General features: G+C 59.7%; 23 protein-coding genes. 8 read left to right on the top strand and 15 right to left on the bottom strand.

Going from position 1 to position 24,261, the window contains the following annotated elements:
• Positions 1–96: 96 nt before the first annotated feature.
• From tauD to QRN61_RS02745, 7 genes are all read right to left on the bottom strand, one after another.
• A complete protein-coding gene (tauD, locus tag QRN61_RS02775; protein ID WP_285373158.1) occupies positions 97–939 on the bottom strand; it encodes a taurine dioxygenase in 843 nt (280 codons plus the stop codon).
• Between the two features lie 141 nt (positions 940–1,080).
• Positions 1,081–1,914, bottom strand: coding sequence for a taurine ABC transporter permease TauC (gene tauC / locus QRN61_RS02770; RefSeq protein WP_285373157.1), 834 nt, complete (start codon positions 1,912–1,914; stop codon positions 1,081–1,083).
• A complete protein-coding gene (tauB, locus tag QRN61_RS02765; RefSeq protein ID WP_097086895.1) occupies positions 1,911–2,705 on the bottom strand; it encodes a taurine ABC transporter ATP-binding subunit in 795 nt (264 codons plus the stop codon). The genes tauC and tauB overlap by 4 nt, the downstream gene beginning before the upstream one ends.
• Positions 2,706–2,721: 16 nt before the next feature.
• Positions 2,722–3,699: a taurine ABC transporter substrate-binding protein gene (gene tauA, locus QRN61_RS02760; protein ID WP_285373156.1), complete on the bottom strand. Its 978-nt coding sequence runs from the start codon at positions 3,697–3,699 to the stop codon at positions 2,722–2,724.
• Positions 3,700–3,920: 221 nt separating this feature from the next.
• Complete coding sequence (gshA, locus tag QRN61_RS02755; RefSeq protein ID WP_285373155.1) at positions 3,921–5,504, bottom strand: glutamate--cysteine ligase; 1,584 nt, start codon at positions 5,502–5,504, stop codon at positions 3,921–3,923.
• 270 nt (positions 5,505–5,774) lie between these two features.
• Complete coding sequence (locus tag QRN61_RS02750) at positions 5,775–6,158, bottom strand: PaaI family thioesterase (protein WP_086793980.1); 384 nt, start codon at positions 6,156–6,158, stop codon at positions 5,775–5,777.
• Entirely contained in the window at positions 6,158–8,482 is a 2,325-nt protein-coding gene (locus QRN61_RS02745) for a Tex family protein (RefSeq protein WP_007964702.1), read from the bottom strand. The genes QRN61_RS02750 and QRN61_RS02745 overlap by 1 nt, the downstream gene beginning before the upstream one ends.
• A 358-nt stretch (positions 8,483–8,840) precedes the next feature.
• On the opposite strand from QRN61_RS02745, the gene ompR reads away from it, so the two are divergent.
• On the top strand, positions 8,841–9,581 hold the full coding sequence (ompR, locus tag QRN61_RS02740) for an osmolarity response regulator transcription factor OmpR (protein WP_003220637.1): 741 nt from the start codon (positions 8,841–8,843) through the stop codon (positions 9,579–9,581).
• Positions 9,582–9,693: 112 nt separating this feature from the next.
• Positions 9,694–11,007, top strand: coding sequence for an ATP-binding protein (locus tag QRN61_RS02735; RefSeq protein ID WP_095190569.1), 1,314 nt, complete (start codon positions 9,694–9,696; stop codon positions 11,005–11,007).
• Between the two features lie 130 nt (positions 11,008–11,137).
• On the opposite strand, the gene rimK is transcribed toward QRN61_RS02735, so the two are convergent.
• Together rimK and rimB are read right to left on the bottom strand one after the other, a co-directional pair.
• A complete protein-coding gene (gene rimK, locus QRN61_RS02730; protein WP_007949201.1) occupies positions 11,138–12,043 on the bottom strand; it encodes a 30S ribosomal protein S6--L-glutamate ligase in 906 nt (301 codons plus the stop codon).
• Positions 12,040–12,519 (bottom strand): retropepsin-like aspartic endopeptidase RimB, encoded by a 480-nt coding sequence (rimB, locus tag QRN61_RS02725; protein ID WP_065257793.1) that lies wholly within the window; start codon positions 12,517–12,519, stop codon positions 12,040–12,042. The genes rimK and rimB overlap by 4 nt, the downstream gene beginning before the upstream one ends.
• A gap of 217 nt (positions 12,520–12,736) precedes the next feature.
• Here rimB and QRN61_RS02720 point away from each other — a divergent pair, with 217 nt between their 5' ends.
• On the top strand, positions 12,737–13,141 hold the full coding sequence (locus QRN61_RS02720) for an RNA-binding S4 domain-containing protein (RefSeq protein ID WP_285373154.1): 405 nt from the start codon (positions 12,737–12,739) through the stop codon (positions 13,139–13,141).
• Positions 13,142–13,230: 89 nt separating this feature from the next.
• On the opposite strand, the gene QRN61_RS02715 is transcribed toward QRN61_RS02720, so the two are convergent.
• Positions 13,231–14,031 (bottom strand): phosphatase PAP2 family protein, encoded by an 801-nt coding sequence (locus tag QRN61_RS02715; protein WP_285373153.1) that lies wholly within the window; start codon positions 14,029–14,031, stop codon positions 13,231–13,233.
• Between the two features lie 104 nt (positions 14,032–14,135).
• On the opposite strand from QRN61_RS02715, the gene hslO reads away from it, so the two are divergent.
• Positions 14,136–15,038 (top strand): Hsp33 family molecular chaperone HslO, encoded by a 903-nt coding sequence (gene hslO / locus QRN61_RS02710; protein WP_098966688.1) that lies wholly within the window; start codon positions 14,136–14,138, stop codon positions 15,036–15,038.
• A 181-nt stretch (positions 15,039–15,219) separates the two neighbouring features.
• The gene (locus QRN61_RS02705) at positions 15,220–16,761 is read left to right on the top strand and encodes a phosphoenolpyruvate carboxykinase (RefSeq protein ID WP_027611209.1); all 1,542 of its coding nucleotides are present in this window, start codon (positions 15,220–15,222) and stop codon (positions 16,759–16,761) included.
• 129 nt (positions 16,762–16,890) lie between these two features.
• Here the strand turns inward: QRN61_RS02705 and QRN61_RS02700 are convergent, their stop codons facing one another.
• From QRN61_RS02700 to QRN61_RS02680, 5 genes are all read right to left on the bottom strand, one after another.
• Entirely contained in the window at positions 16,891–17,490 is a 600-nt protein-coding gene (locus QRN61_RS02700) for a putative adenosine monophosphate-protein transferase Fic (RefSeq protein WP_096796728.1), read from the bottom strand.
• Positions 17,490–17,660, bottom strand: a complete 171-nt coding sequence (locus tag QRN61_RS02695; RefSeq protein ID WP_096796727.1) for a YhfG family protein — start codon at positions 17,658–17,660, stop codon at positions 17,490–17,492. The genes QRN61_RS02700 and QRN61_RS02695 overlap by 1 nt, the downstream gene beginning before the upstream one ends.
• 134 nt (positions 17,661–17,794) lie before the next feature.
• Positions 17,795–18,094: a hypothetical protein gene (locus tag QRN61_RS02690; protein ID WP_285373152.1), complete on the bottom strand. Its 300-nt coding sequence runs from the start codon at positions 18,092–18,094 to the stop codon at positions 17,795–17,797.
• A gap of 342 nt (positions 18,095–18,436) precedes the next feature.
• Positions 18,437–19,579, bottom strand: coding sequence for a hypothetical protein (locus QRN61_RS02685; RefSeq protein ID WP_285373224.1), 1,143 nt, complete (start codon positions 19,577–19,579; stop codon positions 18,437–18,439).
• A 92-nt stretch (positions 19,580–19,671) separates the two neighbouring features.
• Positions 19,672–19,947 (bottom strand): hypothetical protein, encoded by a 276-nt coding sequence (locus tag QRN61_RS02680; RefSeq protein WP_183784575.1) that lies wholly within the window; start codon positions 19,945–19,947, stop codon positions 19,672–19,674.
• Positions 19,948–20,249: 302 nt separating this feature from the next.
• On the opposite strand from QRN61_RS02680, the gene QRN61_RS02675 reads away from it, so the two are divergent.
• From QRN61_RS02675 to QRN61_RS02665, 3 genes are all read left to right on the top strand, one after another.
• A complete protein-coding gene (locus QRN61_RS02675; protein WP_285373151.1) occupies positions 20,250–20,753 on the top strand; it encodes a polysaccharide deacetylase in 504 nt (167 codons plus the stop codon).
• A 181-nt stretch (positions 20,754–20,934) separates the two neighbouring features.
• A complete protein-coding gene (locus QRN61_RS02670; protein WP_285373150.1) occupies positions 20,935–22,869 on the top strand; it encodes a RecQ family ATP-dependent DNA helicase in 1,935 nt (644 codons plus the stop codon).
• Between the two features lie 142 nt (positions 22,870–23,011).
• A complete protein-coding gene (locus tag QRN61_RS02665; RefSeq protein ID WP_285373149.1) occupies positions 23,012–24,235 on the top strand; it encodes a 3-hydroxyacyl-CoA dehydrogenase in 1,224 nt (407 codons plus the stop codon).
• Positions 24,236–24,261 lie beyond the last annotated feature (26 nt).

Below are 24,261 nucleotides of genomic sequence, written 5' to 3'. Positions count from 1 at the left end.
GGTTCCAGTCGTACACAAAGTCTGTGAACGGTGCTGTACCTGTGGGAGCGGGCTTGCCCGCGAAGGGGCCAGTTCAGACAACGAGGAAATCGGGTCTTATCTGAAGAACGGTACATCCCCCAACACCGTAGCCCGCTGCATCACCCGTCGTGCCGGACGGTAATCATCCACCGCGTAATGTTGGGTCACGCGGTTGTCCCAGAAGGCAATATCGTCCTGCTGCCAGCGCCAGCGAATGGTGAATTCCGGCCGCGTTGCATGAGCGAACAGGAATTTCAGAATCGCTTCGCTCTCGGTTTCCGACAGCTCGTTAATCTTCGAGGTAAAGCCTTCGTTGACGAACAACGAACGGCGTCCGCTCACCGGGTGAGTGCGGATTACCGGGTGCGACAGCGGCGGATTCTTGCGCCTTGCTTCTTCCCACTGCGCCAGGGCTTGCGGCGTATTGCCGTAGCGTTCCAGCGGAAACGAACGGGTGAAATCGTGAGTCGCGGTCAGCCCTTCGAGCAGCTTTTTCATCGGTGCCGACAGTGCTTCATACGCGGCAATCCCGCTGGCCCACAACGTATCGCCGCCGAACTCTGGCAGCAGTTTGGCGCTGAGCACCGCGCCCATCGCCGGGGTCGGCAGGAAGGTCACGTCGGTGTGCCAGATCGCGTTGTCGCGCACGTCGGTGACGGCGGTGTCGAGGATCAGCACTTCGGGCTGCTCGGGCACGTTCGGGTAGATCGGGTGAATGTGCAGGTCGCCAAAATACGCGGCGAAACGTGCCTGTTGCGAAGGTTCGATCGGCTGGTTGCGGAAGAACAGCACCTGGTACTTGAGCAGCGCCTGCTCGATCGCGTCGCGCTGTTCCAGGTTCAACGGCTGGCTGACGTCGACGCCGCTGATCTGCGCGCCGAGAGCCGAGCTTAGTGGGGTGATGGTCAGGCTGCTCATGGTCTTTCTCTTCGAATTCGGGGTGTCATGCTTTTGTGGGAGCGAGCCTGCTCGCGAATGCTGAGTGTCAGGCGACAGTGCGGTGACTGATCCGACGCTTTCGCGAGCAGGCTCGCTCCCACAGGGGGCGCATGAAATTTGTCAGTGGGTTTGGCCGTGCCACGGCACCAGTTTGCGCTGCAGGGCGCGCAGGCCCATTTCCATGGCGAAGGCGATCAGGGCGATCACCAGAATCCCCAGCACCACCACATCGGTGACCAGAAATTGCGCAGCCGACTGCACCATGAACCCCAAACCGCTGGTGGCGGCGATCAGTTCGGCGGCGACCAGGGTCGACCAGCCAACGCCCAGACCAATGCGCACACCGGTGAGAATGTCCGGCAGGGCGCTCGGCAAAATCACATGGCGGATCAGTTGTGCGCGAGTGGCTCCGAGCGACTGCGCAGCGCGCAATTTCGCCGGGTCTACAGTGCGCACACCGGTGGCTGTCGCGATGGCGATCGGCGCAAAAATCGCCAGGTAGATCAGCAGCACTTTCGACAGCTCGCCGATACCGCACCAGATCACGATCAGCGGCAGATAAGCCAATGGCGGAATCGGCCGGTAGAACTCGATCAACGGATCAAGCACACCACGGGCAATACGGTTGGCGCCGATGGCAATGCCCACCGGCACCGCGGTCAGAATCGCGAAACCGAGACCCAGACCGATGCGGCTCAGGCTCGCGCCCAGGTGCTGCCACAGAGTTGAATCCATATAGCCCGTGGTCGCCAGCAACCAGCCTTTTTGCAGCACGGCGGACGGTGGCGGCAGGAACAGCGGTTCGATCAAACCGCTGGCGGTCACCGTCCACCAGATCACCAGCAAGGCGAACAGGGTCAGCAGGCTGATCCACCGCGTACTGAGGCTGCGGCGCTGCGGAATTGCCACCGATGGGGTTTTCACTGACGGGGCGGAAACGTCGTAACTGCTCATGCGCGCTCCTGCCGTTGTACGGCGCTGCGTTGCGAGAACACTTTGCTCAGCACGTGCTCGCGGGTTTCGATAAAACGCGGGTCGGATTTGATCGCCCGCGCCGACTCACCGGCAGCGTAGCGTTGACCGAAATCCAGATGCAGACGCTCGACGATCTGCCCCGGATTCGGCGCTAGCAGAATCAGGTCAGTGGCGAGGAATACCGCTTCTTCGATGTCGTGAGTAATCAGGAACACCGGTTTTGCAGTGCGCTGCCAGACTTGCAGCAACAGCTCCTGCATCTGCTCGCGGGTGAATGCGTCGAGGGCGCCGAAAGGTTCGTCCATCAGCAGCACGCGCGGGTCGGCGGCGAGGGCGCGGGCCAGGCCGACGCGCTGTTTCTGGCCTCCGGAGAGTTGCCAGATGCGGCGATTTTCGAAACCGGAAAGGTCGACCAGTGCGAGCATTTCCCGGGCGATCTTTTCACGTTTGTCCTTGGCGACACCGGCCAGTTCCAGACCGAACGCGACGTTGGCCAACACATCCTGCCAAGGCAACAGCGCGTCATCCTGGAACACCACGCCACGTTCGGCGCTCGGGCCTTTGACCGGCACGCCGTCGAGGGTGATGCGCCCGGCGCTGGGTTCGACGAAGCCGGCAATCAGGTTCAACAGCGAAGTCTTGCCACTGCCGGACGGGCCGAGGGCTACCAGCAATTGCTGCGGCCCGAGGGTCAGGGAAATGTCCGCCAGCACCGGTTCCGGGCTGCCGGGATACTGTGCGCTGATGCGCTCCAGCTGTAGCAAGGCCATCGCAGTTAACTCCCGATCAGTGGGTGATGTATTTGGCGCTGACGTACGGCGCGTAGTCCGGCAGTACGGCTTCGACCTTGCCTTGTTCCTTGAGGAACGCGGCGGTGTCGGTAATGGCTTTGGTGGTTGGCGCGCCGAGGCTGATCACTTGATCAGCCGCCAGCGGGTAGACGTTGCCTTGCAGCAGCAATGGAATGTCGCTGGCCTTGGCGCCGGAGAGCTTCACCAGCTTGTCGACGTTTGACTGGTCGGCGAGCCAGGCTTTCGGGTCCTTGCGGTAATCAGCGTAGGCGTCGAGGGTGACCTTGGCGAACGCGGTGACGATTTCCGGGTGCTTCTCGGCGAAGTCTTTACGCACGATCCAGGCATCGAAGGTCGGCGCGCCGAACTTGGCCAGTTCACCGGAAGTGATCAGCACTTTGCCGTTTTCCTTGGCCACACCGAGGGCCGGATCCCACACGTAAGTGGCGTCGATATCACCGCGTTTCCAAGCGGCGATGATCGCTGGCGGGGCGAGGTTGAGCACGGTGACTTTCGACGGGTCGATGTTCCAGTGCTTCAACGCCGCGAGCAGGCTGTAGTGTCCGGTGGACACGAACGGCACGGCGATTTTCTTGCCGACCAGATCCTGCGGGGTCTTGATCCCGGAACCGTCGCGAGCGACCAGTGCTTCGGCGGCGCCGATCTGGGTGGCGATGAGGAAGGTTTCCACCGGAACCTTGCGGGTGATGGCGGCGGTCAACGGGCTGGAACCGAGGTAGCCAATCTGCACGTCACCGGAAGCGATGGCAGCGATGATGTCGGCGCCGTTGTCGAACTTGCGCCAGCTGATGTCGGCCTTGGTGGCTTTTTCGTAGGCGCCATCGGCCTGGGCGACTTTCGCCGGGTCGACGGTGGTCTGGTAGGCGACGGTGAGGTCGGCGGCCTGCGCCAGAAAGCTCGCAGCAGCCAACGAGGCCACGGCCAGCAGGCGAAGCGGGAAATTCATTTTCATGGGGGGAGTGCTCCAAATCAGGCGACCGACGATCGGCGTGAAAGGAGACTAAATGATCTAAGAATCTAAAAATAAATAACTTTTTAGACTTAGCTTATGAGCGGAAAAATCTAAGCCTGGCCGCTGCGCGGTCATTCGCGAGCAAGCTCGCTCCCACAGGAGATTGCAATCTAATGTGGGAGCGAGCCTGCTCGCGAAAAGGTTCGAAGAGCCTTCTGATGTCAGTTGCTGATCGCCAGAATGCTCGCCTGATACGACCCGACAAACACATCGAAATCGCCGACCTCGTTCTGCTCCAGCTCCGCCTGTTGCGCCAGCGACGAGCGCGCCAGCTCCTCGAACTTCGCCTGTTCATCAGCAGCCAACGGCTCGCTGCGGAAGAACTCGGCATGCGCCTGGCTCTGACGCAGGGAGAATTGCGCGAAGCTTTCCTTGTGCTCGGCCATGGTCGCCAGCACTTGGGCCGATGGGGTCAGGGACGAATCCTTGACCTTGGCCAGTTGCGCGTCGAGCGCCTTGCTGTGTGCGTCGCCGCCATGGCTCTGATCGAGCAATGCCGCCAGCGGTGCGATTTTTTCCAGCAGCTCGGCTGCCCAAACCTTCAATTCGACCGCTTCACCGTCGCGCTGCAATTGCAGGCCCGGACGGCGACCTTCCTTGACCACACTGAGGAAGTTCGAAGTGGCATTGCCGCACGAAGTGTTGGTCAGCAGCGGACTGTCGTTCAGCGCGCAGTACAGCAGGAACGCGTCGAGGAAGCGCGATTCGGTGACGTCGATGCCCATCGGCAGGAACGGGTTGATATCCAGGCAACGCACTTCGACGTACTGAATGCCCCGGGCCATCAGCGCCTGGATCGGTCGCTCGCCGGTGTAGGTCACGCGTTTCGGGCGGATGTTGGAGTAGTACTCGTTTTCGATCTGCAGGATGTTGGTGTTGAGCTGTACCCACTCGCCATCCTGGTGCGTGCCGACTTCCACGTACGGCGGGTATGGCGTGGCCACGGCCTTGCGCAGGCTGTCGGTGTAGCTCGCCAGATCGTTGTAGCACGGCGTCAGGCCGGCCTGGGCGTTGCTCTGGTAACCGAGGTCGCTCATGCGCAGGCTGGTGGCGTACGGCAGGTACAGGGTGTCCGGATCCAGTTGTTCCAACTGGTGCGAACGGCCGCGCAGGAAGCCCGCATCCAGCGCTGGCGAAGCACCGAACAGGTACATCAGCAGCCAGCTGTAGCGGCGGAAGTTGCGGATCAGCGCGATGTAGGACGACGACTGAAAATCGCGGTCGGTGCCGACGAAACCTTCGGCTTCGCGCAGCAGCGGCCAGAGCTTTTCCGGCAGGGAAAAGTTGTAGTGAATCCCGGCGATGCACTGCATGGTCTTGCCGTACCGCAGGGCCAGGCCCTTGCGGTAGACGTACTTGAGCTGACCGATGTTGGAGGTGCCGTAATAGGCGATCGGGATGTCTTCCTCGGCCGGCAACGGGCACGGCATCGATGGACTCCACAGGTACTCGTTGCCGAGCTTGCTGTAGGCAAAGCGATGAATCTTGTCCAGGCTCGCCAGCGTATCGGCCGGATCGGGCAGGGCGGGGGTGATGAATTCCAGCAGCGACTCGGAATAGTCGGTGGTGATCTGTTCATTGGTCAGCGCGGAACCCAAGGCTTCCGGGTGCGGCGTTTGCGCCAGACGACCTTCACTGGTCACGCGCAGGCATTCACGTTCGATACCGTGGAGGCACTGTTCGAGCAGAGAGAGGTTGGCGCGCTCGCCGAGCAGAGCCAGGCGGCGGTTGAGAAGTTCGCTCAATTTGGATTCCTTCACGCGTCAGTCGCCCCAATATGGGGGTGGGCAGGACGGTCTACAAGGGTGAAGTTGAAACTGGCGTTTTCGCCTGGTTTTGTAGCGGCAGGCCATTTGCCGGTCAGTCAAGAACTGCACAATCCCTGTGGGAGCGAGCCTGCTCGCGAAGAGGGTATTGCAGCCAACATCACCGTCGACTGACACACCGTCTTCGCGAGCAGGCTCGCTCCCACAGGATTCGTTGCGCCGAAATTAACTCAAAATGATGAACAACATCTACAGGACAGCGAACGTGCCTTGCGCTTTTGCGACCAGTTTGTCGCCCTGCATCACGTCGGCCTCGACCACCAGCGTGCGGCGGCCCGGGTGGATCACCCGCGCCGTGCACAGCACCTCGCCGTCGGATACGGCGCGGATGTAGTTGATCTTGCACTCGATGGTCGCGCTCTGCTGATCGAAGCCGTGGGTGCTGGAACAGGCCAGCCCCATGGCGATATCGACCAGACTGAACAGCGCGCCACCGTGCAATTTGCCGCCGCGATTGCGCAGTTGCGGTTCCAGCACCAGGGCGACTTGCGCCACCCCGGTTTCCAGGCTGTGCAGGCGGCAGCCCAACAGCTTGAAAAACGCGCTCTCGACGAGCCCGGCCGGAATCTCCATCAGCGTTTCTTCAACTGCTTGGCGTTGGCGAACAGCGAAGCCATGGCGTTGTTCACCGGTGCGGCTGTGGCCGTTTCCTTGCGTGGCGCGTTGTTCGACGACTGGCGCGGTGCCGAGCCCGGACGCGAGCCACGGGCACCGTCGATTTTCTCGCCCGGAGTGTCGCTCATGCGCATCGACAGGCCGACGCGTTTGCGCGGGATGTCGACTTCCATGACCTTCACTTTCACCACGTCACCGGCCTTCACCGCTTCGCGTGGGTCCTTGATGAACTTCTCCGACAACGCCGAGATGTGCACCAGACCGTCCTGATGCACGCCGATGTCGACGAACGCGCCGAACGCGGTCACGTTGGTGACGACGCCTTCGAGGATCATCCCCAGTTGCAGGTCTTTCAGGTCTTCGACGCCTTCCTGGAACTCGGCGGTCTTGAACTCCGGACGCGGGTCGCGACCCGGTTTTTCCAGTTCTTGCAGAATGTCGGTGACGGTGGGCAGACCGAAGGTCTCGTCGGTGAACTTCTTCGGGTCCAGACGCTTGAGGAACGCGGCGTCGCCGATCAGCGAGCGAATGTCGCGGTCGGTTTCAGCGGCGATGCGCTGTACCAGTGGATAGGCTTCCGGGTGAACGGCCGAGGAATCCAACGGGTTGTCGCCGTTCATCACGCGCAGGAAGCCTGCGGCCTGTTCGAAGGTTTTCTCGCCCAGACGCGCAACTTTCTTCAGCGCTGCACGGGTCTTGAACGCGCCGTGCTCGTCACGGTGAGCGACGATGTTCTGCGCCAGGGTCGCGTTGAGGCCGGAAATCCGCGCCAGCAAGGCCACCGAGGCGGTGTTTACATCGACGCCGACGGCGTTTACGCAGTCCTCGACCACCGCATCCAGACCACGCGCCAGTTTCAGCTGCGACACGTCGTGCTGGTACTGGCCGACACCGATGGATTTCGGATCGATCTTCACCAGTTCGGCCAGTGGATCCTGCAGACGACGGGCGATGGACACCGCGCCACGGATCGACACGTCCAGATCCGGGAATTCCTTGGCCGCCAGTTCCGACGCCGAGTACACCGATGCACCGGCCTCGGAGACCATGACCTTGGTCATCTTCATTGCTGGGTATTTTTTGATCAGCTCGATCGCCAGTTTGTCGGTTTCGCGGCTGGCGGTGCCGTTGCCGATGGCGATCAGGTCAACCGAGTGCTTGGCGCACAGGGCGGCCAGAATCGCGATGGTCTGATCCCATTTGTTGTGCGGCACGTGCGGGTAAACCGTGGCGTGATCGAGCAGCTTGCCGGTGGAGTCGACCACCGCGACTTTGCAGCCGGTACGCAGGCCCGGGTCGAGGCCCAGGGTGGCGCGCGGGCCGGCCGGCGCGGCCAGCAGCAGGTCGTGCAGGTTGTGGGCGAAGACGTTGATCGCCTCGGTTTCGGCGCCGTCGCGCAGCTCGCCGAGCAGGTCGGTTTCCAGGTGCGTGTAGAGCTTGACCTTCCAGGTCCAGCGCACCACTTCACCGAGCCATTTGTCGGCCGGGCGGTTCTGATTCTGGATGCCGAATTGCTGGCCGATCATGCCTTCGCACGGGTGCATGGTGCCCGGCAGTTCGTCGCCGACTTTTAGCGCGGAGCTGAGGATGCCTTCGTTGCGGCCCCGGAAAATCGCGAGTGCGCGGTGCGACGGCATGCTTTTCAGCGGCTCGTCGTGTTCAAAGTAATCGCGGAACTTCGCGCCTTCTTCTTCCTTGCCGGCGATCACGCGGGCGCTGATGGTCGCTTCCTGCTTGAGGAAGTTGCGCAGCTTCTCCAGCAGGCTGGCGTCTTCGGCGAAGCGCTCCATCAGGATGTACTTGGCGCCTTCCAGCGCAGCTTTCACGTCGGCTACGCCTTTCTCGGCGTCGACGAAGCGTGCGGCTTCGGTTTCTGGCGTCAGGTTCGGGTCATTGAACAGGCCATCGGCCAGCTCGCCGAGGCCGGCTTCCAGGGCAATCTGGCCCTTGGTGCGGCGCTTCTGCTTGTACGGCAGGTACAAGTCTTCGAGGCGGGTCTTGGTGTCGGCGAGCTTGATATCGCGCTCTAGGGCAGGGGTGAGTTTGCCCTGCTCCTGGATGCTGGCGAGGATGCTGATGCGCCGTTCGTCGAGTTCTCGCAGGTAGCGCAGACGCTCCTCCAGATGACGCAACTGGGTGTCATCGAGGCTGCCGGTGACTTCTTTCCGGTAACGGGCGATGAAGGGAACGGTAGAGCCTTCATCGAGTAGCGCGACGGCCGCTTCGACCTGTTGCGGGCGTACGCCGAGTTCCTCGGCGATGCGGCTGTTGATGCTGTCCATAAAACCACCTGACATAGTGTGAAAGCAGGCTCGCAGGCACGGAAATAAAGGCCCGGAGTCTGGTTGAGCGGCTAGAAAATTGCCGCTGCCTGGGTCAAAAGGCACCCCATTGACCCGTGAAATCGAATAATTACTGCGCAGGCCCGGAAAATATCGCGGCCACCTGCGGTAACGATTCAGACGTTGCCTGGCACAAAACGCCGCGCATTATAACCAGCGTTCTGTCATTCGGGGGTGTAGCAGTCTGTAGGTAGAAACCCCGGTTTTCTGGCAGTGAAGGAAAAATCTGCTAACAATGCACACGGTGCGTATAACGGCAGCTACGCCATAATGCGCGCCGAGCTAAAAGGAGCATCCAATGAGCAGCACTGCAAACAATGCTGAAGGCGAAAAAATTCTAATTGTTGACGACGATCCGGGGCTGAGCAGCCTGCTGGAACGTTTCTTCGTCAGCAAGGGCTACCGTGCCCGTGCCGTACCGAACACCGAGCAAATGGACCGTCTGCTGTCGCGTGAAGTGTTCAATCTGGTCGTCCTCGACCTGATGCTGCCGGGCGAAGACGGCCTGACCGCATGCCGTCGCCTGCGGGCGGCGAACAATCAGATTCCGATCATCATGCTCACCGCCAAGGGCGATGAGATGAGCCGCATCAAGGGCCTGGAGCTGGGCGCCGATGACTACCTGGCCAAGCCGTTCAACCCGGACGAGCTGATGGCACGGGTCAAAGCGGTTCTGCGGCGTCAGGCCGCACCGGTGCCGGGCGCGCCGGGCAGCGAAGACGAAAACGTCACCTTCGGTGATTACGTGCTGTCGCTGGCGACCCGCGAGCTGAAACGTGGCGAAGAAGTGCACATGCTCACCACCGGTGAGTTTGCGGTACTCAAGGCGCTGGTAATGAACGCGCGTCAGCCGCTGACCCGCGACAAACTGATGAACCTGGCCCGTGGCCGCGAGTGGGATGCCCTGGAGCGTTCCATCGACGTGCAGATTTCCCGCCTGCGCCGGATGATCGAGCCGGATCCGTCGAAACCACGCTATATCCAGACTGTCTGGGGTGTGGGCTACGTGTTCGTACCGGACGGCGCCGCCACCAAGTGATCGGCGATTTGTAGGAGCGGGTCTGCGCATCGGGTTGATCGACCCTCTACGCAGACTCGCAATCCGCAATATGCGAGCATGGCTCGCTCCTGCAAGTGTGTAACGGTTATCGATGAAAACCCCCGTCTGGTTCCCCCAAAGTTTTTTCTCCCGCACCCTTTGGCTGGTGCTCATCGTCGTGCTGTTTTCCAAGGCGCTGACCCTGGTTTATCTGTTGATGAACGAGGACGTGCTGGTAGATCGCCAATACAGCCACGGCGTCGCCCTGACGCTGCGCGCCTATTGGGCGGCTGATGAAGAAAACCGCGCGAAGATCGCCGATGCCGCGACCCTGATCCGGGTGGTCGGCGCCGGAGTGCCGGAGGGCGAGCAGCACTGGCCGTACAGTGAAATCTATCAGCGGCAGATGCAGGCGGAGCTGGGCGCCGACACCGAAGTGCGTTTGCGCATGCACTCGCCGCCGGCGCTGTGGGTGCGTGCGCCAAGCCTCGGCGACGGTTGGCTGAAAGTGCCGCTGTACCCGCATCCGCTGCGCGGGCAGAAAATCTGGAACGTACTCGGCTGGTTCCTCGCCATCGGTTTGCTGTCCACCGCCTCTGCATGGATTTTCGTCAGTCAGCTCAACCAGCCGTTGAAACGTCTGGTATATGCCGCGCGGCAACTCGGTCAGGGTCGCAGCGTGCGCCTGCCGATCAGCGACACACCCAGTGAGATGACCGAGGTGTATCGCGCCTTCAACCAGATGGCCGAAGACGTCGAACAGGCCGGCCGCGAGCGCGAACTGATGCTGGCGGGGGTGTCCCATGATTTGCGCACGCCGCTGACCCGCTTGCGCCTGTCGCTGGAACTGATGGGTGATCGCAATGACCTGACCGACGACATGGTGCGCGACATCGAGGACATGGACGCGATTCTCGACCAGTTCCTCGCGTTCATTCGCGACGGTCGCGACGAGTCGGTGGAAGAAGTGGATCTCAGCGATCTGGTGCGTGAGGTGGCCGCACCGTACAACCAGACCGAAGAGAAAGTGCGTTTGCGCCTGGAACCGATCCAGCCGTTTCCGTTGCGTCGGGTATCGATGAAACGTCTGCTGAACAACCTGATCGGCAACGCCCTGAACCATGCCGGCAGCGGCGTCGAGGTTGCCGCCTATGTGTCCGGTGACACCAGCGCGCCGTATGTGGTGCTGAGCGTGATGGACCGTGGTGCGGGGATCGATCCGTCGGAGCTTGAGGCGATCTTCAACCCGTTCACCCGTGGCGACCGTGCCCGGGGTGGCAAAGGTACGGGGTTGGGTCTGGCGATCGTGAAGCGGATTGCTTCGATGCATGGCGGCAATGTTGAACTGCGCAACCGCTCCGGTGGTGGACTGGAAGCACGGGTGCGGTTGCCGTTGGGGTTGATGTTGCCGCGCGATGCCGTTTAAGCGCTGAGATATCCAGCGGGGCTGATGGCCCCTTCGCGAGCAAGCCCGCTCCCACAGGGGAACGCATTCCCAAATGTGGGAGCGGGCTTGCTCGCGAAGGCGGCCTGTCAGCCGTCACACTTCAAACGGATCAACCTTTGCCTTTGGTCCGGGTCATGTTCGGCCCGCCATTTTTCTCAAGGTGTTCGATGATGATCCCCGCCACGTTCTTGCCGGTGGTGGTCTCGATCCCTTCCAGGCCCGGTGACGAGTTCACTTCCATCACCAGCGGGCCGTGGTTCGAACGCAGGATATCCACACCCGCCACCGCCAGGCCCATGACCTTGGCCGCACGCAACGCGGTCATGCGTTCTTCCGGGGTGATCTTGATCAGGCTGGCGCTGCCGCCGCGATGCAGGTTGGAGCGGAACTCGCCCGGCTTGGCCTGACGCTTCATCGCCGCAATCACCTTGTCGCCGACCACGAAGCAGCGGATGTCGGCACCGCCCGCCTCCTTGATGTATTCCTGGACCATGATGTTCTGCTTCAGGCCCATGAACGCCTCGATCACCGACTCGGCCGCCGTCGCGGTTTCACACAGCACCACGCCGATACCCTGGGTGCCTTCCAGCACCTTGATCACCAGCGGTGCGCCGTTGACCATGTCGATCAGGTCGGGAATGTCGTCCGGCGAGTGTGCGAACCCGGTCACCGGCAGGCCGATGCCGCGACGCGACAGCAGTTGCAGCGAACGCAGTTTGTCCCGCGAGCGGGCGATGGCCACCGATTCGTTGAGCGGAAACACGCCCATCATTTCGAACTGGCGCAACACCGCGCAGCCATAGAACGTCACCGATGCACCGATCCGCGGGATCACCGCGTCGAAGCCTTCCAGCGGTTTGCCGCGGTAGTGGATCTGCGGCTTGTGGCTGGCGATGTTCATGTAGGCGCGCAGGGTGTCGATCACCACCATTTCATGCCCGCGTTCGGTGCCGGCTTCGACCAGACGACGGGTGGAATACAGACGCGGATTGCGCGACAGCACAGCGATCTTCATGCAACACCTGTGGAGGAGGTAGATACCGGGAACACCGGCTTGTCTTGTACATATTTGATGCCCGGATTGACCACCAGCTGGCCATCGATCAGGGCTTTGGAACCGAGCAACAGGCGATAGCGCATGGACTTGCGGCAGGCGAGCGTGAACTCGACCGGCCAGACCCGATCACCGAGGGCCAGAGTGGTGCTGATCACATAGCGCACCTGGGCCTGGCCGTTGGAGCTTTTAATGGTCTTGCGCGTGACCAGCGGTGCTTCGCAGCGCCGGTGGCGCAACTGCACCACCGTGCCCAGGTGCGCGGTGAAGCGCACCCACTTTTCGCCATCGCGTTCGAACGGCTCGATGTCGGTGGCATGCAGGCTGGAGGTGCTGGCGCCGGTGTCGATTTTCGCCCGCAGGCCCGCGACTCCCAGATCCGGGAGCGCCACCCACTCGCGCAGACCGACAACGGTCAAATGGTCAAATGTCTTCAAAAAAGTGCTCAACCGTGGCAACCGCTCAGCCCGCAAGGGGCCGGATTCGCGGTATTCACGCAGAATAAGGGTTAAAAGGCGACAGATTTCTACGGCCCGGATCACCGACGCCTCAAGCAGGTGTCGGGTGGTGCGCATTGTAATCCGGGACGCTGCAATTCATGGCACGAGAGAAACGGTAGTACAGTTCATCAATATTTCAGAATGAGGAAATTCCATGGCACAAAAAAGCGAAGAGGACGACAAGGTCCGTCTCGACAAGTGGTTGTGGGCGGCACGTTTTTATAAGACCCGGGCTCTGGCCAAAGCGGCCATCGAGAGTGGCAAGGTGCATTGCCGGGTAGAGCGCTGCAAGCCTGGCAAAGAGCCACGCATTGGTGATGAGTTCGAAATCCGGACCGGTTTTGAAGAACGCACGGTGAGGGTTGAAGCCTTGTCGATCGTGCGTCGCGGCGCACCCGAGGCGCAGACGCTGTATTCCGAGACCGAGGCGAGTATTGCCAAACGTGAAGCGGCAGCGGCGATGCGCAAGGCCGGGGCGTTGGGTGTGAGCACTGACGGCAAGCCAAGCAAGAAGCAGCGGCGGGATCTGTTCAAGTTTCGTGGCAGCAGCCACGAATAAAAAGATCGCAGCCTGCGGCAGCTCCTACAGGAAAATGTATTCCCATGTAGGAGCTGCCGCAGGCTGCGATCTTTTCTGCATTCAACCCATTAACGGGCAGACACCACACTCATCCGCGAAACCAGCGGCAGCTTGCCTAGCAGACTGAATACCGGCGCAGTCACCTTCAGCCAGAAGTTGGCGGCGTGATAAGCGAACGGTGTGTAGTAACCCCAACCCAACGCCCACACCGCCAGCAGCATGCCGCCGATGTAATCGTCCTGGCCCCAGTGCGCGCCGGCCACCAGACGTGGCAGCATGAACAGCAACGCCAGGCCCCAGATCGTCAGGAACTGGCCGACCGAGCGACTGAACACCCCCATGAACAGCGCCCAGATCAACAACACCGAAGCGTGGTCACCGGGGAAGCTCTGGCTCGAGCGATCCTTCAGCTCCCAGGCTTTTTCCAGATGCGGGAAATAGTCGCTCAGGTGCACCGCGCCTTCCAGCACCATCGATGGGCTGCTGTGCTGCCAGTCCATGTGGTCGGCGAATTTGGAAAACAGCGCGCGAATCACCACCATCAGCAGCAGAATCGAGAAAAAACCGAAGAAGGCGCGACGTACATCAATTGCCTTGAACACCCAGTCGCCCTTGATCAGCAGCGTCAGCAGAATCAGTCCGACGACAATGTCGAACGGACGCAGACTTGCAATTGCCCAGATGTGGAGCCATATGGGGTTGCTGGCCAGTGGTGCATTGAGTGAGCGGAACAGCCACTCGTCGAAAATCACACACAGCATCTGGCCCGTAGGCCATAACCAGAAAGCCAGTAGCGCTAATGGCACTACGTTGCACAGAACCAGCCGGCCGAGGTTCCACCTTGATTGGAACAAACCCGGATTGTTCATAAAATGCCTCCCGTGGCTGAACATTTCGCACCAAACGGGTGCGGAGAAGCGCGGGATTTTCATCTTTTGTAACCTTTTTGTCATCAATTCAGATACCCAGACCTATGACCGACCTACCGGATACCGACTACACCCAACGCTTCATCTTCGATGACAGCGACACTCGCGGCGAACTGGTGGCGCTGGAACGCAGCTACGCCGAAGTTCTCGCCAAGCACCCGTACCCGGAGCCGGTCGCGCAATTGCTGGGCGAACTGATGGCGGCCGCCTCGCTGCTGGTGGGCACCCTGAAGTTCGACGGCTTGCTGATTTTGCAGGCACGCTCCGAAGGGCCGATTCCGCTGCTGATGATCGAATGCTCCAGCGAGCGCGAGATCCGTGGCCTGGCGCGTTATAACGCCGAGCAGATCGCCGCGGACGCGACCCTTGCCGACCTGATGCCGGGCGGTGACCTGACCCTGACCGTCGACCCGACGATCGGCCAGCGTTACCAGGGTATCGTCGACCTTGATGGTGAAACCCTGTCCGAGTGCTTCACCAATTATTTCGTCATGTCGCAACAGGTCGGCACCCGCTTCAAGCTGTTCGCCGACGGCCGCCGTGCTCGCGGAATGCTACTGCAGCAACTGCCGGCCGACCGCCTGAAAGACGAAGAAGAGCGCGCCGAAAGCTGGCAGCACATCACCGCCCTGGCCAGCACCCTGACCGCCGATGAATTGCTCAGCCTGGACAACGAAACCGTCCTGCATCGCCTCTACCACGAAGAGCAGGTGCGCCTGTTCGATGTGCAGAACCTGCGCTTCCGTTGCAGCTGCTCGCGGGAACGCTCTGGCAATGCACTGGTCAGTCTGGGTCTGGAAGATGCGCAGGCACTGGTGGCTGAACGCGGTGGCGAAGTCGAGATCGATTGCCAGTTCTGCAACCAGCGTTACCTGTTCGATGCGGCCGATATTGCTCAATTGTTCGCTGGCGCAGGCGTCGACACGCCGTCAGATACCCGGCACTAAAACGGTTCAGCGCAGGTAAATTCACTGCGTAACGACGGAATTTCGCCGTTACGACGGGAGGACCCTACTCTTTTTGGGCTTTTCTGGCATAATCCGGCCCACTTTTTTCGCGGTAGTAGTGCACGACTTTCTACTACAAAACGTTTGGAGCACACTCGGCCACTGGCCGACGGGGAACCTCATGACGCAAGCCAATAACGCCGTGTACACCGATCTGAGTGTTGATGATCTGGTTAAAGAAGCCCTGCAACGCGGTGAGGGCGAGCTTGCCGATACCGGCGCTCTGGTAGTCCGCACCGGTCATCGCACCGGCCGTTCGCCAGTTGATCGTTTCATCGTTGAAGAGCCTTCCACCCAGGCCGCTATCGCCTGGGGCCCGATCAACCGCAAGTTCCCGGCCGACAAGTTCGACGCGCTGTGGGCTCGTGTCGAGGCGTTCAACAACGCGCAAGAGCACTTTGTTTCCCACGTGCATGTAGGTGCGGCTGAAGATCACTACCTGGCCGTCAAAATGACCACCCAGACTGCCTGGCAGAACCTGTTCGGTCGTTGCCTGTTCATCAACCCGGCCCAGTACAACCCGGCCGGTCGTGACGAGTGGCAAGTGCTCAACGTGGCCAACTTCGAGTGCGTGCCTGAGCGTGACGGCACCAACTCCGACGGTTGCGTGATCATCAACTTCGCGCAGAAGAAAGTGCTGATCGCCGGTATGCGTTACGCCGGTGAAATGAAGAAAGCCATGTTCTCCGTGCAGAACTTCCTGCTGCCGGCCGCTGACGTGCTGCCAATGCACTGCGCTGCCAACATCGGCGAAGAAGGCGACGTGACCCTGTTCTTCGGTCTGTCGGGCACCGGTAAAACCACCCTGTCCGCCGACGAGAGCCGTTACCTGATCGGTGACGACGAACACGGCTGGGGCGAAGGCGTTGTCTTCAACATCGAAGGCGGCTGCTATGCCAAGTGCATCGACCTGTCCGAGAAGAACGAGCCGGTCATCTGGAAAGCCATCAAGCACGGCGCAGTCCTGGAAAACGTGGTCATCGACGACGCCAAGCACGCTGACTACGCCGATGTCAGCCTGACCCAGAACAGCCGCGCGGCCTACCCGCTGGAGCACGTTGCCAAGCGTTCCGAGAAGAACCTGGGCGGCGAGCCAAACGCGGTGATCTTCCTGACCTGCGACCTGACCGGCGTGTTGCCGCCAGTGTCGATCCTCAACGAAGAACAAGCGGCCTATCACTTCCTGTCCGGCTACACCGCGCTGGTGGGCTCGACTGAAATGGGTTCGGGCAGCGGCATCAAGTCGACCTTCTCCACCTGCTTTGGCGCACCGTTCTTCCCGCGTCCGGCTGGCGAATACGCTGAACTACTGATCAAGCGCATCCGCGGCTTCGGCTCCAAGGTCTACCTGGTCAACACCGGCTGGACCGGCGGTGGCTACGGCGTCGGCAAACGCTTCAACATCCCGACCACCCGTGCGGTGATCGCAGCGATCCAGAGCGGCGCGCTGATCGGTGCTGCCACCGAGCACCTGGACACCATCAACCTCGACGTGCCACTGGCCGTACCGGGCGTTGAAACCAACCTGCTCAACCCACGCAACACCTGGGCTGACAAGGCTGCGTACGACGAAGCTGCCAAGGCGCTGGCCGGTCTGTTCATCGAGAACTTCAAGAAGTTCGAAGTGAGCGACGCGATTAAGGCTGCGGGTCCTAAGTTGTAAAATTGGTTGCAGTAATGAGAAAGCCGCCTCTAGGGGCGGCTTTTTTGTGGGTGACGGTTTAGCTGTCGTTATCGGCTTGACTGCCATTATTCCCGCAGAATTTGGGGTAAACGGCCAGAATAATGCCACTTAAGGGAGGAGTGGCCCGCCAATACAGTTCTCGAAGATATCTTCAAGTCCACGATAGTCACATGCAACCGCATCAACATTTGCCGAAATCCAAGCGTCTTCCTTGATCAGCCACCAATCAACCGTAAAGCCCGCATTGATGATGATCTGCTCAAAAAGGATGCGCTGAGCACGCCCGTTACCTTCGCGAAAAGGATGAATGACATTCAAGTCGCCATAGGTTTCGGCGATAGCCACGACGAGCTCTTCTTTGTTCAGCCCCACGAACCATGCATCACGTTCCATGGCGCGAAATATTTTCTCTGCCTCTGGGAGAATTCTTTCTGCGGTGCAGAAAAAGGTATCCCCCTTCTGAATGTTGACTGTTCGCGGCTGCCCGGCCCAGTCGTAGACATCGCAAAACAGAGTTCTATGGATATGTTGAAAAAGGGTTAGATCATATGGAGGGGGAAGAAGAGGAAATCGACTGATAGCGATCTCTGATAGTTCTCGCTCTGCTTTGTGCAGTTCTTCTTCACAGCGAATATTGAGCAAGTTACGCAGGACATCACTTCCAGGGTAGCAGTAGGGGTCTTGCCCGACCCCGTACTTGTCCACCATTAGCGTGTGTTCTGACGGTATTTTTCGATGACTGATTCCCGTGATGGAAGCGGTCTTTCAGCATCGCTACGATTGGTATCGAACCCTTCTAGACGCAGGCTCGCCAAGTAGTTAGACCGACGTACTTTTTCGTAATAAGCCTGCTTTTGCTGGAACGTCAATTTGCTCATGGCATGGGCCTCTTGGTGCAGGATTACAGTGTAGCGCAATCGTGTGGACGGATTGGTTGGGATTTTCGATGCTTGCACGAGTGTCGCTCATCTGTCTCAGGTTAGGCGTGAGAGCGACCGGAAGACTGTCAGCCTCAGAGCGGTGCTTTCCAGCCGAGCATCTGCTGCTGCGCGACCTGCAGCAGGTCACAGCCATCCTGCGTCAGCAGATAGAGGGCGTGGGTGATATGGGGGATGTCTTCGACGTCGGCTTGTTTGAAGCTGAGGCAGTAGAGGGATTTCAGCAGGTCGCTGGAGGCACGCAGGCGCTGGACGGCGCATTCGAGGATGTCTTGCGGGTTGGCCTCTGTGTCGATGATCAGGGGCTTGGTGTCGGTGAGGTTGGATTCGAGTGAGCGGTAGCGATCGAGGGGAAGCGGGGTCCATGCTTTCATAGTGTGTATTCCAAATGTCGTGAGGATTCATCCCACCGTGACCAAGCGATGGGAGGCGAACTGTGTTCGGGTTGGTCAACCGAAGGAACACACAAGTCCGGCACGCTCAAAGGCGTCCCAAACACAGCCACCATTAAGCGTGCAGACATTTGAATTGCCGGCAGCATACAACGGACGCATTTATGTGTCCCACCGGGTGACCAAGCCCGAGCCGCTGATTTGCCAGCGACATTCACGACTATAGATTTGTGCCCTCAAGCCGCGATAGGCGACAAAGAGTCTTGGCGTGTAGGAACGGGATGAAGATCTCATCGGACGTTCCTACCGATCTTTCTTCGTTTTTCAACGTAAATGCTGATACGCCGAAATATCCAGCAAGCTGGTTGCCAGGCCGGTCGCCGGGTTGTAGATCTCGCCCTTCACGCTGGTGAACGGTACACCTTTGCTGCCCAGCGAAACGTAGCGCTCGCCTTGGTCCAGCTCGGTGAAGTAGGTGTAGGAATGTTTGTGCATCAGTGTGTATTTGGCTTCGTCGCGTGCGATGCCGTTGGTGAGGTTTTCCAGATCGGCCTGGGTCAGATTCAACGTTTTTTGCAGTTGCACGCCCCAGCGTTTGAGGCAGGTTTCGGCGAGGTGGCGCACGATGCGTCCGGGCTCGGACAGCGCTTTCAGATCACTGGCGCCGGTCGGGACGCCGCCGCTGCTGGTGGCATTGCCGGCCATGGTGGCGTGGCGGCCAGCCATAGGATAGATGTAGGTTTTAGTGCCGGTAGCGGTCTGTGGGATGACGCAGCTGAAACCTTTGGAGCGTTCGTCACGAGCATAGAACGCTACATACTCTTTGACATTGCCCGCGAGTTTGACGCGCTCTTCCTGAAAGTTACCAATGCCTGGCACGGGATCAAGCGCAAAGATATTGACCGGGATGTTTTTCAGCAGACTGTCCTTGAACATTGCATTGGCCAACATATGGCAACTGATGCCGCCCCGGCTCCAACCGACGAGATTGACTTGAGTCGGAATAACACCATCCTTGCGGTGGGTTTTGATGATTCCTTCCTGTAATTGCTGCTGGGTAATGCTGCGATTACCGTAATTATATTTGCGCCAGAACCAGGAACCCTCGACTTTTACATCTTCGATAGGAATGCCGGCAGCTTTCAGGCGATTGTATTCGGCTTCAGTCAGTTGCTCGCGTTGCCAGTCGCACTTGCCCTTGATGATATTGAGCGCATGCAACACGTTTTCTTCCCAGCCCTTGCCGAACAAGGTGCCGCTCATGCCGTATTCCTTGGTCTTGGTGAATAGATCGTCGGCCTGCAGGTTGCCGCTGCCGGGGCCATCGACCACGATCCACTCGGCAAACTCGTAACCCGTATGATTGGCAGCCAAGGTGGAAATCAGTTCACCGTTCCAGAAGTTTTCGTGGGTGACGTCGAATTTATTGGAACCAGTTCCGCAAAAAAATATAGTTAAAACAGTCATTGTGTTGCTCTCGGTTAAAGTAAGAGCCAACAACTTAGGTCTTTTCTAGCTGTTTATTAAAGCCTTCTGTTGTTTCTGGATTTTAGTTGTTTTCAGTGTCGGTCTGGTTGTTGGGGTTTGTGTTTTGCTACTTCGAGCAAGTCACAGCCATCCTGCACTAATAAATAAAGAGCATTGACGATGTTAGGTATATCTTTCACGTCGGCCTGTTTGAAACATAAACAGTAAAGGGTTTCCAGCAGATCGCTGGCGGCACGCAGTCGCTGGTCAGCGGCATCAAGCAGATCGCGATGGCTGGACTGAGTGTCGATGACCAATACGGGATTTTCGTTGTAGCAAGTCTTCAAAGGGCGATAGCGGGTAATCATGGTGAGGCTTGTCCTTTACAAAGGCACTCGGGCGGGGCTGATTCAGTGGTCAGTCGCGCCGGCCACTATAGAAGTGCGTGGCGAGCACTCACAAGAGCGCCGCAATGGACGCCGTTCGTAGGGGATTTTCCGAGGGCCGGGCATATGCCCTACAAGGTTTTGCGGTTTTTTCGGGGTGAAACCCCTAGCGCAGAAATTTCCCACAGGATTCACAGGCGTTTCTTGGCAGATCTATGTATGGTGCGCGCCAGAATCTGTAGGACGTTTCCAAACGTCCGATACGCGCTTAAAGGGAATTGAGTATGCAGTGGCTACGTATGGCCTCGATTTTATTGCTGTGGGCCAGTGGTTGCCGTTTGGCCATGGCGTCTGATGCCGGCAACGGCTGGATGTTTGCCGACCTCGAACGCACCGGTTGGCCCGATGCGCTCTCCAGCCAGACTGGCATCGATACCGCCTCGCGCGCCGAGGTGTTGATGTTCGGCAGGGCCTTGCTCGCCAGTGAAGCGCTGGACGAGGCAGGGCTGGAGCAGCGACTGGGTGTGCCGCATGTGCAGCTCAAGTCGGTCAGGCAGGTGCGTGACGGTCTGTGGGATCGTTTGCTGAGCACCTATCGCAACGCCAGCGTTGACTGTGACGGGCAGCCGTTCTGCCCGCGCGTGCGCAGTGTTGCGGAACTGCGGCAATTGGCGGCGGCCTTCACCGGTGACATCAGCCCGGCTCATGCGTTGTGGGCGAGCAAGAGCCAGGGCGTGCATGAGCAGGTGTTGAACGAGCAACTGCGAGTGGCGGTTTTGCGGCCCTGAACAGGTAAATTTGTATCGCTGTTTTGTGCCCCTTCGCGAGCAGGCTCGCTCCTGCAGTGGACCGAGTTGTCTGCGCTATTGGCTGTATCATCCCGTATTGAATTGACCCCGGCCTTTTCTCGACTCGCTGCGATCGCCCGCTAGGCTGTTGGCATCACAGCGGTCAACGGAGTGACAGCGCATGCACAACACCCTGGAACAGGTTTTCGGTTATCCACAGTTTCGACCCGGGCAGGAAGCCGCGATCAGCGCGGTACTGGCCGGGCGCTCGGCGGCAGCGATTTTCCCCACCGGGTCTGGCAAGTCGCTGTGCTATCAAGTACCGGCACTGTTGCTGCCACATCTGACCCTGGTGGTCTCGCCACTGTTGGCGTTGATGCAGGATCAACTGGCATTCCTCAAGCGTCACGGCATCAGTGCCGGCAGCATCGATTCGGCACAAAGCCGCGATGACGCCAATGATGTGATGGCCCGCGCCCGTTCGGGTGAATTGAAGATCCTGATGATCTCGGTGGAGCGCCTGAAGAACGAGCGTTTTCGCAATTTTTTGCAGCAGGTGCCGATCTCGCTGCTGGTGATTGACGAGGCGCACTGCATCTCGGAATGGGGCCACAACTTCCGCCCCGACTACCTGAAGCTGCCGGACTACCAGCGTCAGTTCAATATCCCGCAAACGCTGCTGCTGACCGCCACGGCGACGCCGAAGGTCATCGCCGACATGCAGACCAAATTCGCCATCGCCGAAGCGGATGTTGTGACCACCGGTTTCTATCGCCCAAACCTCAATCTGCTGGTGGAACCGGTGCGTGGCCAGGACAAGCGCCGGCGGCTGGTGGAGTGGATGAGCGAGCGCGCGAGCCAGCCGAGCATCGTCTACGTCACGCTGCAGAAAACCGCCGAGCACATCGCCGAACATCTGGGGCGCAACGGCATACAGGCCGAGGCCTATCACGCCGGGTTGCCCAACGATCAGCGCGAGGCGATCCAGAAGCGCTTCATGGCCGGACAGTCCAATTGCATTGTCGCGACCATTGCCTTTGGTATGGGCATCGATAAAAGTGACATCCGCAACGTGGTGCATTTCGACCTGCCGAAATCCATCGAGAACTACAGTCAGGAAATCGGTCGCGCCGGACGGGACGGACAGCCGTCGGATTGCCTGGTGCTGGCCAACCGCGACAGCCTCAACGTGCTGGAAAATTTCGTCTACGGCGATACCCCGGAGCGCGAGGGGATACGTTGTGTGCTGGAGGAAATGCAGGCTGCCGCAGCTGAAGGACAGTGGGAGTTTCTGCTCGGGCCGTTGGCGGATCAGAGCAACATTCGCACGCTGCCGCTGAAGACGTTGTTGGTGCAAATGGAGCTGCGCGGCCTGATTGCTCCGCGCTATGCCTATTACGCCGAGTACCGTTTCAAATACCTGCTGGAGCCGGAAGCGTTGCTTGAGCGTTTCGAGGGAGAGCGCAGGGAGTTTGTCGCGGCCATCATTCACACCTCCAGCCGCGCACGTACCTGGGCCACGGTGAATTTCGAGGCGATGTACACGCAGTATTCGGCTGAGCGCAATCGGGTGGTGACGGCGCTGGATTATTTTCAGGAGAAGGGCTGGGTCGAGCTTGAGAGCAAGCAGATGACCGAGGTCTACAACGTGCTGCACAGCGATTTCGACAGCGCTGTGCTGAGTGCCGAGTTGCACGAGTACTTCACCCGGCATGAACAGACTGAAGTCGCGCGGATTCACGCCATGCTCGAACTGTTCGCCACTGAGCGCTGCCTGGGTTATCGCCTGGCCGAGTACTTCGGCGACCACAATGCGCCCGAGCACTGCGGGCACTGTTCGGTGTGCCACGGTGATGTCGCGCGGCTTCCGGCACCTCCCGAGTTGCCAGCGCTTGTGGATAAGAACTTCGCGGCGTCGTGCGGTGATTTTATCCACAGGCACGAACAGCACACCGGCCATGTGCCGACGGCGGAGCGCCTGACGCGTTTTCTGTGCGGGATCAGCGTGCCGCTGTTTACCAAGTTGAAGGCGCGGACGATCTCGGGGTATGCGGCGCTGGAGCAATATCCGTACGCGGAAGTCCGCAGTTGGGCTGACAATCATCTGCTCGAGTAAATACAAACCCTGTGGGAGCGTGTGATGCCATGGCGGCCTGTATCCATGCGCTGAATGTCGCTCATCACGGTAATAAACTTCAAAAACGCCCGGTGCCTGACTATGGTGAAGGCTGTCTTCGGATCGCCAACAAGAGAACAACATGAGCCAGACATCCTTCGATATTCAGCAAGCTGCCGTGATCGGCGCGGGCACCATGGGCCGCGGTATTGTCATGTGCCTGGCCAATGCCGGCATCGCCGTGCAGTGGGTCGATAACAATCCACAGATGCTCGAACAGGCGCTGGGCACCGTGGCGCAGACTTATGCACACAACGTGCGCCAGGGCCGGATCGATCAGGTCGAAGCGGATGCACGTCTTGCCCGCATCAGCGCGGCGGCGGATTACCCGGCAATCCGTAATGTCGATCTGGTGATCGAAGCGGTGTACGAAAACCTCGCGCTCAAGCAGAAGATCTTTCGCGAACTGGATGGCCTGCTCAAGCCTGAGGCGTTGTTGGCGAGCAACACCTCGGCACTGGATATTGATGCGATTGCCGCTGCAACAAAACGTCCATCGCAAGTGCTCGGCCTGCATTTCTTCAGCCCCGCGCACATCATGAAACTGCTGGAAATCGTTCGCGGGGCGCAGACTTCACCGGCGGTATTGGAAGCCGCACTGACTCTGGGCAAGCGCATGGGCAAGGTCAGTGTGGTGTCGGGCAACTGCCACGGTTTTATCGGCAATCGCATGTTGCATCCGTATGTACTGGAGGCGCGCAAGATGCTGCTCGAGGGCGCTTATCCACAGCAGGTCGATACGGTTTTGCAGGGCTTCGGTTTCGCCATGGGACCGTTCCGCATGTATGACGTCGTGGGCATTGATCTGGAATGGCGCGCGCGCGAATTGGCCGGCAAGGGGCAGGATGCGCCAGAGGTTCAGGTCGACAACCGCTTGTGCGAGATGGGCCGATTCGGGCAGAAATCCGGCAACGGTTACTACCACTACGAGCCGGGCAGTCGTCAGGCAGAGCATGATCCCGAGGTCGATGCGCTGATATTGAGCGTCAGCGAAGGCCTCGGCTTTCAGCGCCGGGAGATTGGGTCCGAGGAAATCCTCGAGCGGTGTCTTCTGGCTCTGGTCAACGAGGGCGCGAAAATTCTGCAGGAAGGCATTGCCGAATCGGCGCATGACATCGATCAGGTGTACCTCAATGGCTACGGCTTCCCGGCGGACAGAGGCGGCCCGATGGCCTGGGCGGACGATCAGGGGCTGGCGGACATTCACAAGCGCTTGCTGGCGCTGGAGACGCGACAGGGCGATCAATGGCGGCCGGCCCCACTGATTGGCGAGCTGGCGGCGCGAGGCAAAGGTTTTTACCTTTAGACTGGACAGATAACTCAAGGAGTCGA

This window comes from Pseudomonas sp. lyk4-TYG-107, assembly GCF_030209055.1.
Lineage (GTDB): Bacteria > Pseudomonadota > Gammaproteobacteria > Pseudomonadales > Pseudomonadaceae > Aquipseudomonas > Aquipseudomonas putida_A.
The sequence above is the reverse complement of the archived record's forward strand: the minus strand, read 5'-3'. Positions and strand labels throughout refer to the sequence as shown.

What these genes read in the sequence shown, in the direction of transcription:
- tauD (WP_285373158.1), bottom strand. Translation starts at nt 939, where the DNA reads ATGAGCAGCCTGACCATCACCCCACTAAGCTCGGCTCTCGGCGCGCAG.
- tauC (WP_285373157.1), bottom strand. Translation starts at nt 1,914, where the DNA reads ATGAGCAGTTACGACGTTTCCGCCCCGTCAGTGAAAACCCCATCGGTG.
- tauB (WP_097086895.1), bottom strand. Translation starts at nt 2,705, where the DNA reads ATGGCCTTGCTACAGCTGGAGCGCATCAGCGCACAGTATCCCGGCAGC.
- tauA (WP_285373156.1), bottom strand. Translation starts at nt 3,699, where the DNA reads ATGAAAATGAATTTCCCGCTTCGCCTGCTGGCCGTGGCCTCGTTGGCT.
- QRN61_RS02750 (WP_086793980.1), bottom strand. Translation starts at nt 6,158, where the DNA reads ATGGAGATTCCGGCCGGGCTCGTCGAGAGCGCGTTTTTCAAGCTGTTG.
- QRN61_RS02745 (WP_007964702.1), bottom strand. Translation starts at nt 8,482, where the DNA reads ATGGACAGCATCAACAGCCGCATCGCCGAGGAACTCGGCGTACGCCCG.
- ompR (WP_003220637.1), top strand. Translation starts at nt 8,841, where the DNA reads ATGAGCAGCACTGCAAACAATGCTGAAGGCGAAAAAATTCTAATTGTT.
- QRN61_RS02735 (WP_095190569.1), top strand. Translation starts at nt 9,694, where the DNA reads ATGAAAACCCCCGTCTGGTTCCCCCAAAGTTTTTTCTCCCGCACCCTT.
- rimK (WP_007949201.1), bottom strand. Translation starts at nt 12,043, where the DNA reads ATGAAGATCGCTGTGCTGTCGCGCAATCCGCGTCTGTATTCCACCCGT.
- QRN61_RS02720 (WP_285373154.1), top strand. Translation starts at nt 12,737, where the DNA reads ATGGCACAAAAAAGCGAAGAGGACGACAAGGTCCGTCTCGACAAGTGG.
- QRN61_RS02715 (WP_285373153.1), bottom strand. Translation starts at nt 14,031, where the DNA reads ATGAACAATCCGGGTTTGTTCCAATCAAGGTGGAACCTCGGCCGGCTG.
- hslO (WP_098966688.1), top strand. Translation starts at nt 14,136, where the DNA reads ATGACCGACCTACCGGATACCGACTACACCCAACGCTTCATCTTCGAT.
- QRN61_RS02705 (WP_027611209.1), top strand. Translation starts at nt 15,220, where the DNA reads ATGACGCAAGCCAATAACGCCGTGTACACCGATCTGAGTGTTGATGAT.
- QRN61_RS02700 (WP_096796728.1), bottom strand. Translation starts at nt 17,490, where the DNA reads ATGGTGGACAAGTACGGGGTCGGGCAAGACCCCTACTGCTACCCTGGA.
- QRN61_RS02695 (WP_096796727.1), bottom strand. Translation starts at nt 17,660, where the DNA reads ATGAGCAAATTGACGTTCCAGCAAAAGCAGGCTTATTACGAAAAAGTA.
- QRN61_RS02690 (WP_285373152.1), bottom strand. Translation starts at nt 18,094, where the DNA reads ATGAAAGCATGGACCCCGCTTCCCCTCGATCGCTACCGCTCACTCGAA.
- QRN61_RS02685 (WP_285373224.1), bottom strand. Translation starts at nt 19,579, where the DNA reads ATGACTGTTTTAACTATATTTTTTTGCGGAACTGGTTCCAATAAATTC.
- QRN61_RS02680 (WP_183784575.1), bottom strand. Translation starts at nt 19,947, where the DNA reads ATGATTACCCGCTATCGCCCTTTGAAGACTTGCTACAACGAAAATCCC.
- QRN61_RS02675 (WP_285373151.1), top strand. Translation starts at nt 20,250, where the DNA reads ATGCAGTGGCTACGTATGGCCTCGATTTTATTGCTGTGGGCCAGTGGT.
- QRN61_RS02670 (WP_285373150.1), top strand. Translation starts at nt 20,935, where the DNA reads ATGCACAACACCCTGGAACAGGTTTTCGGTTATCCACAGTTTCGACCC.
- QRN61_RS02665 (WP_285373149.1), top strand. Translation starts at nt 23,012, where the DNA reads ATGAGCCAGACATCCTTCGATATTCAGCAAGCTGCCGTGATCGGCGCG.